General features: G+C 62.7%; 15 protein-coding genes. 4 read left to right on the top strand and 11 right to left on the bottom strand.

Going from position 1 to position 10029, the window contains the following annotated elements:
• Window positions 1-281 (top strand): EAL domain-containing protein (locus tag WC739_RS22475; RefSeq protein WP_372955195.1); only part of this gene is annotated, 281 nt, incomplete at its 5' end.
• A gap of 9 nt (window positions 282-290) precedes the next feature.
• Here the strand turns inward: WC739_RS22475 and WC739_RS22470 are convergent.
• Window positions 291-899: a YqgE/AlgH family protein gene (locus WC739_RS22470; protein WP_372955194.1), complete on the bottom strand. Its 609-nt coding sequence runs from the start codon at window positions 897-899 to the stop codon at window positions 291-293.
• 159 nt (window positions 900-1058) lie between these two features.
• Between WC739_RS22470 and WC739_RS22465 the strand changes: the two genes are divergently transcribed.
• The 3 genes from WC739_RS22465 (at window position 1059) to WC739_RS22455 (ending at window position 3003) form a co-directional block, all read left to right on the top strand.
• Window positions 1059-1865: a protein-disulfide reductase DsbD domain-containing protein gene (locus tag WC739_RS22465; RefSeq protein WP_372955193.1), complete on the top strand. Its 807-nt coding sequence runs from the start codon at window positions 1059-1061 to the stop codon at window positions 1863-1865.
• A gap of 85 nt (window positions 1866-1950) precedes the next feature.
• Window positions 1951-2433: a peroxiredoxin gene (locus WC739_RS22460; RefSeq protein ID WP_372955192.1), complete on the top strand. Its 483-nt coding sequence runs from the start codon at window positions 1951-1953 to the stop codon at window positions 2431-2433.
• A 93-nt stretch (window positions 2434-2526) separates the two neighbouring features.
• Window positions 2527-3003: a DUF2938 domain-containing protein gene (locus WC739_RS22455; protein ID WP_372955191.1), complete on the top strand. Its 477-nt coding sequence runs from the start codon at window positions 2527-2529 to the stop codon at window positions 3001-3003.
• A 17-nt stretch (window positions 3004-3020) separates the two neighbouring features.
• Here the strand turns inward: WC739_RS22455 and rnhA are convergent, their stop codons facing one another.
• From rnhA to WC739_RS22405, 10 genes are all read right to left on the bottom strand, one after another.
• Window positions 3021-3551: a ribonuclease HI gene (gene rnhA, locus WC739_RS22450; protein WP_372955190.1), complete on the bottom strand. Its 531-nt coding sequence runs from the start codon at window positions 3549-3551 to the stop codon at window positions 3021-3023.
• Entirely contained in the window at window positions 3548-4525 is a 978-nt protein-coding gene (locus WC739_RS22445; protein ID WP_372955189.1) for a homoserine kinase, read from the bottom strand. Before WC739_RS22445 ends, rnhA begins: the two co-directional genes overlap by 4 nt.
• A 5-nt stretch (window positions 4526-4530) precedes the next feature.
• Window positions 4531-5541, bottom strand: a complete 1011-nt coding sequence (gene ispH, locus WC739_RS22440) for a 4-hydroxy-3-methylbut-2-enyl diphosphate reductase (RefSeq protein WP_372955188.1) — start codon at window positions 5539-5541, stop codon at window positions 4531-4533.
• A 103-nt stretch (window positions 5542-5644) separates the two neighbouring features.
• Window positions 5645-6400, bottom strand: coding sequence for an SURF1 family protein (locus WC739_RS22435; RefSeq protein ID WP_372955187.1), 756 nt, complete (start codon window positions 6398-6400; stop codon window positions 5645-5647).
• Complete coding sequence (locus WC739_RS22430) at window positions 6397-6783, bottom strand: DUF983 domain-containing protein (protein WP_372955186.1); 387 nt, start codon at window positions 6781-6783, stop codon at window positions 6397-6399. Before WC739_RS22430 ends, WC739_RS22435 begins: the two co-directional genes overlap by 4 nt.
• Before the next feature lie 198 nt (window positions 6784-6981).
• Window positions 6982-7863, bottom strand: a complete 882-nt coding sequence (locus WC739_RS22425) for a cytochrome c oxidase subunit 3 (protein WP_372955185.1) — start codon at window positions 7861-7863, stop codon at window positions 6982-6984.
• 1 nt (window position 7864) lies between these two features.
• The gene (locus WC739_RS22420; protein ID WP_372955184.1) at window positions 7865-8497 is read right to left on the bottom strand and encodes a cytochrome c oxidase assembly protein; all 633 of its coding nucleotides are present in this window, start codon (window positions 8495-8497) and stop codon (window positions 7865-7867) included.
• Window positions 8497-8661: a hypothetical protein gene (locus WC739_RS22415; RefSeq protein WP_372955183.1), complete on the bottom strand. Its 165-nt coding sequence runs from the start codon at window positions 8659-8661 to the stop codon at window positions 8497-8499. Before WC739_RS22415 ends, WC739_RS22420 begins: the two co-directional genes overlap by 1 nt.
• Window positions 8658-9602 carry a heme o synthase gene (locus tag WC739_RS22410; RefSeq protein ID WP_372955182.1) on the bottom strand — a complete coding sequence of 315 codons (945 nt, stop codon included), beginning with the start codon at window positions 9600-9602 and terminating at the stop codon, window positions 8658-8660. Before WC739_RS22410 ends, WC739_RS22415 begins: the two co-directional genes overlap by 4 nt.
• 77 nt (window positions 9603-9679) lie before the next feature.
• The coding region (locus WC739_RS22405) for a cbb3-type cytochrome c oxidase subunit I (RefSeq protein ID WP_372955181.1) at window positions 9680-10029 on the bottom strand (350 nt) is incomplete at its 5' end.

Here is a 10029-nt window from a genome sequence, read left to right as displayed (position 1 = left end):
TGGCCTATCTGACGCGGTTCCCGTTCGACACGATCAAGATCGACAAGAGCTTCGTCGACGACACCACGCCCAAACGCGCGGTGCTGCTCAAATCCATGGTCAACATGGCGCATGAACTCGGCCTCTCGGTGGTTGCCGAGGGCATCTCGGATGAAAGCGATGCGCTGGAGCTGCGCCAGATGGGCTGTGAATATGTGCAAAGCTTCATGTTCGGCGCGCCGATGCCGGGCGACCAGGTGCTGAAGACGCTGAAGGAGCAGTATCCCTTGACGCAGGCCTGAGCTGGGCGCTCAGGCGTGCCCGGCGGCAAGGCTGAGATGCGCGAGGTCGATGCCGATCGAGGCGAGGATCCGGTCGTATTTGCGCTCGAGGTCGGTATCGAACAGAAGCTCTGTATTGGCCGGGCAGGTCAGCCAGCCATTTTCGGCGATCTCGGTTTCCAGCTGCCCAGCGCCCCAGCCCGAATAACCCAGTGCCATCAGCGCCTGACGAGGCCCGCGACCGGACGAAATGGCGCGCAAGATATCGACGGTCGCCGTCAGGCAGATGTCGTCTGAAACAGTCAGCGACGACTCCACGCGGTAGTCGCCCGAATGCAGGACGAAGCCCCGGCTGCGGTCGACCGGACCGCCATTGCGGACGACGAAATCGCGCGCCTGGGCCGGCAAGCGGATCGCTTCCTGCTCGTTCATGATGCCTAGTTGCACGAGCAGATCGGGAAACAGCATCTGCTGCGTCTGGTTGATGATGAGGCCCATGGCGCCTTCATCGCTATGCGCGCAGATGTAGATGACCGAACGCGTGAAACGGTCATCCTTCATGCCGGGCATGGCAATCAGGAACTGATCGTCGAGAAAGCCACGGGTGGCGGCCATCTTCTTGTTGCGCAACAAGTCCATGACAATGAAGGTAACGCGTTTCCAAAGCGCCGAAAAGATGCCCGGTCAGGGATTCGTCCGAAGCCGTTTCGAGCACTCCTGCCTGAAGGTCACGCAAATATGATACTGGCGAGACCATGAGGCCATTGCACGGCCATGAACGGACGATCAAATCACCTTATGCAAAGCTTGAAAATCCTGCTGCTCGGCGCCGTGATCGGATCGGCCACCGTGCTTCCCGCCGCCGCCTCTTCGTCGGCCTGGTACAACAGCGAAGGCGGCAAGGTGCGGCTGGTGACATCAGGCAAGCCCGATGATGCCGGCCGCATCCGAGGCGTCCTGGACATAGCGCTCAAGCCCGGCTGGAAGACCTACTGGCGCGATCCGGGCGATGCGGGCGTGCCGCCGCAGCTCGACATATCGGCCAGCACCAACATCGCCGAGGCGCGGCTCTCCTTTCCGGCGCCGCAGCGCCATGACGACGGCTATGGCAAGTGGGCCGGCTATGACTATCCGGTCTCGCTGCCCTTGGTCTTCACCCTGTCGGCGGCGAAGGATCCAGCCGTCATCGACGCCGATATATTTCTCGGCATCTGTGAAACGATCTGCATCCCGGTTCAGACCCGGCTGACCCTTGACCCTGCTTCCGACCCCGACAATGCCGAGGACGCCGCGCTGGTGAAGGCGGGTTTCACGGCATTGCCCGCAGCCGCGAGGCCCGACTTCGGGGTCAATGTGCTGCCGGGAGATCACGAAACGCTGGTTGTCGAGGCGAGCTTTCCCGGCGATCCGGAAGCGGCGGATTTCTTTGTCGCCGGTGAGCGCGACTACATGTTCGGCGCCCCTGCCCGCAGCGAAAGGGACGGCAAGCTGATTTTCACCGTGCCGATCCTCGACCGCCCGTCGGCGACGCCCACGGATGGCGGGCTCCACTACACGCTGACAAGTTCGGCGGGCGCCGTCGAAGGGGTTCTGCCTTTCCCTTGATCCAGCTTGCCGGAAGGTTGCGGGAAGCCGTCGAGTTCGCTAGGCAAGACACGTCTTCCCCAATTTTTTTGCAAGCGAGGAAACCATGACCATTTCCGCTGGCGACAAGCTGCCTGACGCGACCTTCAAGACGATGACCGCCGACGGCGCGCAGCCGATAAGCTCGGCTGAGCTCTTCGCAGGCAAGAAAGTGGTGCTGTTCGGGGTTCCCGGCGCCTTCACGCCGACCTGCAGCAACAATCACTTGCCCGGCTATCTCGAAAACCTCGACGCCATCCTGGCGCGTGGCGTCGACACCATTGCGGTCGTATCGGTCAACGACGTTCACGTCATGGGCGCCTGGGCGCGCTTCACCGGCGGCGAGGGCAAGATCCTCTTCCTCGCCGACGGCAACGGCGATTTCGCCAAGGCGGTTGGTCTGGACGCCGATTATTCCGGTGGCGGCATGGGACTGCGTTCGAAGCGGTTTTCGATGATCGTCGACGACGGCAAGGTTACCGCGCTCAACGTCGAGACAAAGCCCGGCGTGGACGAGTCCGGCGCCGCGCATATTCTCGGACAGCTCTGAACCCTAACAGCCAAGCGGGCGGGCCGCGGCGGTGCCGCCTCGCCCGACAGCCGTTCGCGCTCCAGCCCTGACGGCCCACGGGAGAAACCAACGATGCTCGACATCTTGTGGCGCGCTATCGCGATCGGCATCGGCGCCACCGCGCTGATGGATATCTGGGCGATCTTCCTCCACAAGGCGTTCGGCCAGCCACGACCAAACTGGGCCCCGGTGGGGCGCTGGGTCTGGCATCTCGGTGACAAGGTCTTTCACGACGATATCGGCGATGCCGCGCCCTACGCCCATGAATTGGTTCTTGGCTGGGCGTTTCACTATTTCGTCGGCATCGTCTACGGGATCATTCTGGTCTTGCTGGCAGGGTCGGGCTGGCTGGCCGCGCCGACCTTCCTGCCGGCCTTCATCCTCGGTATCGTCACCGTCGGCGCCGGCTGGTTCCTGCTGGCCCCCGGCCTGGGCGCCGGCTGGGCCGCTTCGAAGCGGCCCAATCCGATGAGGATCAGGGCGCTCAACCTGATAGCGCACACAGTGTTCGCGCTCGGGCTTTGGGGCAGCGCGCTGCTGATCCGCTAAATGGTGTGTGGGCTCTATCAGTAGCTCTGGGACGAGCGCCGCGCCTTTGGCGCCGCCGGCTGGCTTGGCCGCGCGGCAGGCTTCGGCGCCTCGGCGGGCCTGGCCGGGCCTTTCTTGAACGGCGCCATGCCTTCGCGGGCGAGCTCATCGGCACGCTCGTTCTCGGTGTGGCCGGCATGGCCCTTGACCCAATTCCAGGTGACCTTGTGGCGTCGGTTGGCTTCATCCAGCGCCTGCCACAGCTCGCCGTTCTTGACCGGCTTCTTGTCGGCGGTCTTCCAGCCGTTTTTCTTCCAGCCATGAATCCACTTGGAGATGCCGTCCATGACGTATTTGCTGTCGGTGTGAAGCTCGACGGCGCAAGGCTCCTTCAGCGCATTCAGTGCTGAAATGGCCGCAAGCAATTCCATGCGGTTGTTGGTCGTCTCGGCCTCGCCACCCGACAGTTCCCTGGTCTTGCCGTTGAAGCGCAGGATGGCGCCCCAGCCGCCGGGACCGGGATTGCCCGAGCAGGCACCGTCGGTGAAGATCTCAACCTGTTTGCTCATGATGCCCCATATTCGGCCAATCCATATTCCGACGCGGACCTGATCGCCCGGTGGAACCGCATCCTTCTGATGTATTCGGTCGGGTCGCGTTTCATCACAAGCCCGCCATCGGGAACGGTCAGCCAGTCGTACAGCCGGGTCAGCATGAAACGCAGCGCGGAGCCGCGCGCCAGGATCGGCAGCGCTGCCTTTTCCGGGTCGCTCAGGGGGCGCACGGCCTGATAGCCGGCCAACAAAGCCTTGCCCTTGGTGAGGTTGAAGGAGAAATCCTTCTCGAAGCACCAGGCGTTGAGGCAGGTCGCGACATCGTAGGCGTAGAGGTCGTTGCAAGCGAAATAAAAATCGATCAGGCCGGAAAGCTTTTCCCCGAGGAAGAAGACATTGTCCGGGAAAAGATCGGCATGGATTATGCCTGCGGGAAGGTCCTTCGGCCAGTTGCGCTCGAAATCGGCGAAATCGGCATCGACCTCCGCCGCAAGGCCCGGCTCGACTTCGTTGGCGCGGTCGCGGGCCGCGTCCCAAAGCTTGCGCCAGCCGTCTATGGCGAGCGCGTTCGGACGCGTCATCGGGAAATCCGCGCCGGCCAGATGCATCTGCGCCAGCGCCTTGCCGACCTCGGCGCAATGGGTTGAAGTCGGCCGCCGCAGCGAAAGCCCCTCGAGGAAGGTGATGATGACCGCCGGCCGGCCGGCGAGCGTGCCGATGACGCTGCCGTCATGCGCGGTTACCGGCAGCGGACAGGATACACCCTTGTTGGCGAGATGGCCCATAAGTCCGAGAAAGAATGGCAGGTCCGCTTTCTCGACGCGCTTTTCATAGAGCGTCAGGATGTAGGATCCCGTCGACGTGTGCAGCAGGAAGTTCGAGTTTTCGGTGCCTTCGGCGATGCCCTTGTAGGACAGGAGATCGCCAACCGGGTAATGCTTCAGGAATGCGCCGAGTTCGCCTTCCGCAACATCGGTGTAGACCGCCATGTGCCCTACGCGGCTCCATTGACGAAGGCCATGTCGGCCCTCGTCAGCTCAACGTCGCGCAATACACGCATGACAGGGAAATCCTCCGTTTCCGTCGCCGTGATGGCCAGGTCGATCGTGACATCGAAGCGTTGCCGGAATCCGTCGATGATCTCGTCGACGATGATTTCCGGCGCCGAGGCTCCCGCCGAGAGGCCAAGAATCGAGATGCCCTTGATGTCATCCCATGGAATCTCGGCGGCGCGCTGCACGAGAAGCGACATCGTCGCGCCGGCGCGCTCCGCCACTTCGACAAGGCGGCGCGAATTGGAGGAATTGGGGGCGCCGACAATCAGGAACAGATCCGCGCCGGCGGCGGTTTCCTTGACCGCTTCCTGGCGATTGGTGGTGGCGTAGCAGATCGATTCCGCCGCAGGCGCCTGAAGGTCGGGAAAACGATCCTGCAAGGCGCGGATTATGCCGGCGGTATCCTCGACGGACAATGTGGTCTGGGTGACGAAGCCGAGTGCCCGCGGATCGGCCGGCGCAAGTGTCGCGGCGTCGGCTTCGGTCTCGACCAGCGTCACCGCGCCCTCCGGCAACTGGCCCATCGTACCGATCACCTCGGGGTGTCCGGCATGACCTATGAGGAGCACATGGCGGCCCAGCCGCTGATGGCGCATCGCCTGCTTGTGGACCTTGGACACCAGCGGACAGGTGGCATCGAGATAGAACAGATTGCGCGCCTGTGCATCGGCCGGAACCGATTTCGGCACGCCATGCGCCGAGAACACGACAGGCGCCTGGCGATGTTCAGCCGGGATTTCGGAAAGCTCCTCGATGAAGACGGCGCCCAGGCTCTGCAGTCCCTCGACGACGTAGCGGTTATGCACGATCTCGTGGCGGACATAGACCGGCGCGCCATATTTCTTCAGCGCCAGAACGACGATCTGGATGGCACGGTCCACGCCGGCGCAAAAACCGCGCGGCTGGCAGAGCCGGATCGTCAGAGGAGGCTTGGTGGTTGTCTGGAGCATCAAATCCTGGCCGGTTCGTCAGCGCCGAAATGAGGTGCCTACCCCCGCGCTGTCAAGGGTGTCGGTGGAAAGGGGGTGTCGGTAGAAAGGGCGTCGGCCGCGTTCATTCCTCTTTCGCGGGACGGCGAAGCCGCAGGATGAGCACTGCGGCGAGCGCGGCGGCAAGCCCGTACCAGGTCATTGCATATTGCAGATGGCTGTTCGGCAGATCGATGATGGTGACGCCTCCGATCGGCAAACCACCGGGATTGGGCGTCTTGTCGGCATCGATGAAGATCGGCACCAGCGTAAACCCGGCCGGCAGGCCGGCGCTCGCCGCCATCACATCGCGGTCCTTCCAGTAGAAGATGTTCTTCGCCACATCGTTGTCGGGCAGCATGATCGACGGCTTGCCCGGCAGCGGATTGCGGGCAAGTCCGGTGATCGTCACCCTACCCGTCACCTGCCCGCGGGCGCGCTTGGCCGCGTCCTTGAGGTCATAGGGGATGAAGCCACGATTGATCAGGACGAAGCGGCCGTCGTCCAGGGCAAGCGGGGTATAGACATTGAACCCGGCTTCACCGTCCCAGGTCGAATAGAAATGCCGTTCCGCCGCGTGCAGGAAAGTTCCGCTGACCGTGACGGGCGTATAGTCGACGTCGCCGGTGGCGGCGAATTGCCTTTCGACCTCGGCCAGCGGCAGCGGCGCCGAGTGGGTGCGCTGGTCGATGGTCTGCAGCAGGCCTTCCTTCCAGTGCAGGCGCTGTACCTGCCAGGTGCCGAGCGCCAGCAGGATTGCCAGGAGCACCAGGCCAAGGCCGAGCAGCAGCGCGGTGCGTGGCCGCGAACGGCTAGCTCCCTTGATGGAAGCCTCGCTCACTCGCCGTGGTCCAGCCGGCCCTCGGCCGCCTTGTTGGCGTATTGCAGGGTGAGCAATACGCCCTTGATCAGTCGAAGCGCCGTCAAGCACAGCACCAGCGCCAGCGGGATCCATATCAGCAGATGAAGCCAAAGCGGCGGGCTAAGCGTGACTTCGACCCAGAGCGCCAGACCGACAATGAGGAAGCCAATGATCAGGATGACGAAGACCGCCGGCCCATCGCCGGCATCGGCGTAGGAATAGTCCAGGCCGCAATTGGCGCATCGCTTGCCCACCGTGAGGAAACCGGAGAACAGTCGTCCCTCGCCGCAGCGTGGACAACGGCCATGCAGGCCGGCCGAGATCGGGTCGATCGGAGGCCAGATCGCCTTGTCGTCACTCATGGGTTGGTTCTCGTCTCGATGGGTGGTCGATCGGCCACGATTGCCTGGATTTCGTCCATGCCGGAAGCCGTAAACGCAATGCTACCACCCGTCCAGTCGACCAATTGAAGCAGCCTGCCCAGCTCTGCGTCCTTGCGCCAAAAGAAGAAGGGCGGCCACGTCGCCGCGGCCGCCCTCCCGAAAATCACCAGACCGATATCAGTGGCCCTCGATCACCGCGCCGACCGATCCCCAGACGTAGATTGATGCGAACAGGAACAGCCAGACCACGTCCACGAAATGCCAGTACCAGGCGGCCGCTTCGAAGCCGAAATGCTGCTTGGGCGTGAAATCGCCCTTCATCGCCCGGATCAGGCAAACCAGCAGGAAGATGGTGCCGATGATGACATGGAAGCCATGGAACCCCGTCGCCATGAAGAAGGTGGCGCCGTAGATGGAATCCTTGAAGGCGAATGGCGCGTGCATGTACTCATAGGCCTGCACCATGGTGAACAGCATGCCGAGGCCGACAGTCAGCACCAGGCCGTTGATCAGCCCCTTGCGGTCGCCATGGATGAGCGAGTGGTGGGCCCAGGTTACAGTGGTGCCGGACAAGAGCAGGATGACGGTGTTGTAGAGCGGCAGGTGGAAGGGATCGAGAACCTCCATGCCCTTCGGCGGCCAGACACCGCCGGTAAACGCCGTGCGGGCATATTGCTGCACCTCGCTCGGGAACAGGCTGGCATCGAAATAAGCCCAGAACCAGGCAACGAAGAACATCACTTCCGAGGCGATGAACATGATCATGCCGTAGCGCAGATGCAGCGACACGACACGCGTGTGATGGCCCTCATGCGCTTCCTTGATGGTATCCGACCACCAGGCGAACATGGTGTAGAGGACGATGGCGATGCCGATGAAGAACAGCCAGGGATTGGCAATGTTGACGCCGAAGATCGGGAAGCTGCCCCCTTTCAGGTACTCCATCAGGCAAACGCCGCCAAAGGCGGTGACAAGCGCACCTACCGACCCCAGGAAGGGCCACGGGCTCGGGTCCACCAGGTGATAGTCATGCTGTGGTCTTGCGTGCGCGTCTGCCATATCAACCCCCGAGATTTCCTTCGGTATTCGAAACTTTATTGCTATCGCCCTGAACCGGTTCCGACAATGCCACCGGCTTGTTCTTCTCGATCGGGAACATCGTATAGGACAGCGTGATCGTCTTCATGTCCTTCAGTTCCGGCACATTCACGATGTCAGGATCCACATAGAACACAACCGGCATGTCCAGCGTCTCGCCGGGCTTCAGCGTGGTGTCGGTGAAGCAGAAGCATTCGACCTTGTTGAAGTATGGACCAGCGAGTTCCGGCTGCACGTTGAAGGTCGCACGGCCGGTGACGGGGCGATCGAACTTGTTGGTGGCCTTGTATCGCACCTGCACCGTCTCGCCGATCTTCATCGTGACCGAGCGTTGCACGGGCTGGAAATCCCAGGGCACGCCGGCGACATTGGCATCGAAACGGACGGTGACGTCGCGGTCGAGCACGCGGCCGGCATATTGCTTCTCGACGCGTTGCGTCTTGCCGCCGTAGCCTGTCGCCTGGCAGAACATCTTGTAGAGCGGCACGGCGGCATAGGCCATGCCGATCATGCCGGTGAAAAAGGCAAGGCAGACCGCCGCGACGACGACGTTGCTGTTCTTGCCGGCCGGCTTTCGGGAGGTCTCGACGCTCATCACATCGTGCCCAGATTGTGACCGAACTTGACGATGGTGGCGATGTAGAAAATCACGACCAGCACCGCCAGCGCCACCCCAATGGCGATGGACCGGCTGCGCTGGGCCTTCTTCTGTCGATCGGTCAGCGTGACCGTCTCGAGCTTGTCCTCGACCATGGTCATGCCCCACCCATCGCAAGTGCGCGCTCGACGACGCTGTCGGCCAGGTAGGCAGCGAAGATGGCGAAAAGATAAAGCAGCGAATAGGCGAACAGGGCCTTGGCCGGCTTCATCACCCGGTCGTCGTCCGCCATCTGAAGCACCTTCCACGCATACCAGACAAAGCCAGCTCCAAGCAGGAGAGCGGCGACGCCATAGACCGGAGTGGCGTAGCCAAGCAGCCATGGCAGCACCCCGACCGGGGCCAGCACCAGGGCGTAGGCGAAGATCTGACGGCGGGTCGAGGCCTGACCGGCGACATTTGGCATCATGGGAATGCCGGCTCGCTGGTAATCGTCGGACTTGAACAGCGCCAGGGCCCAGAAATGCGGCGGCGTCCACAGGAAGATGATCAGGAACAGGACAATGCTTTCAAGGCTGACCGAACCGGTCACGGCGGCCCAGCCGATGACGGGCGGAATGGCGCCGGCCGCGCCACCGATGACGATGTTCTGCGGCGTCCAGCGCTTCAGCCACATCGTGTAGACGACGGCATAGAAGAAGATGGTGAAGGCCAGCAGCGTGGCCGACAGCCAGTTGACCAGCACGCCGAGCGTCATCACCGAGAGAACCGACAGGATAAGTCCGAAGGTCAGCGCTTCATGCGGCTGGATGCGCCCGGCCGGCACCGGCCGGCTGGCCGTCCTCGTCATCACCGCATCGATATCGGCGTCATACCACATATTGAGCGCGCCCGAGGCGCCCGCACCTATCGCAATCGCCAGGATCGCGATCACCGCCAGCAGCGGGTTGATGGTCACCGGGGCCGCGACCAGTCCGACGAAGGCCGTGAACACAACCAGGGACATGACGCGCGGCTTCAGCAGGGCGAAGAAATCGCCCGCCGTCGCTTCCGACATGCGGAAGGCCGCTTGGTCAATGCTGGTTTCGTCGACTAGGGCCATGCGTACTCAAATCCATCATTCCGTTTGGCCAAAACCGCCGGCGGACCGGCGGTTTCGAATTTGCGCGGGATGCCGCCTTACTTGATCTTTGGCAGCTGTTCCCACTGGTGGAAGGGCGGCGGCGACGGCAGCTGCCATTCGAGCGTCGTTGCCCCCTCGCCCCACGGATTGGCGCCGGCGATCCGCTTCTTCTGGAAGGCCTCGAAGACGCCGTAGAGGAAGATCGCGACGCCGACGGACGAAATGTACGAGCCGTAGGACGACACCATGTTCCAGCCGGCAAACGCGTCCGGATAGTCGATGGTGCGGCGCGGCATGCCGGCGAGCCCGAGGAAGTGCTGCGGGAAGAAGATCAGGTTGACGCCGACAAAGGTGACCCAGAAGTGGGTGTTGGCGATGACGGGCGAGTACATGTAGCCGGTCATCT

It is taken from the genome of Mesorhizobium sp. (assembly GCF_041661565.1).
Classification (GTDB): Bacteria; Pseudomonadota; Alphaproteobacteria; order Rhizobiales; family Rhizobiaceae; genus Mesorhizobium.
The sequence above is the reverse complement of the archived record's forward strand: the minus strand, read 5'-3'. Positions and strand labels throughout refer to the sequence as shown.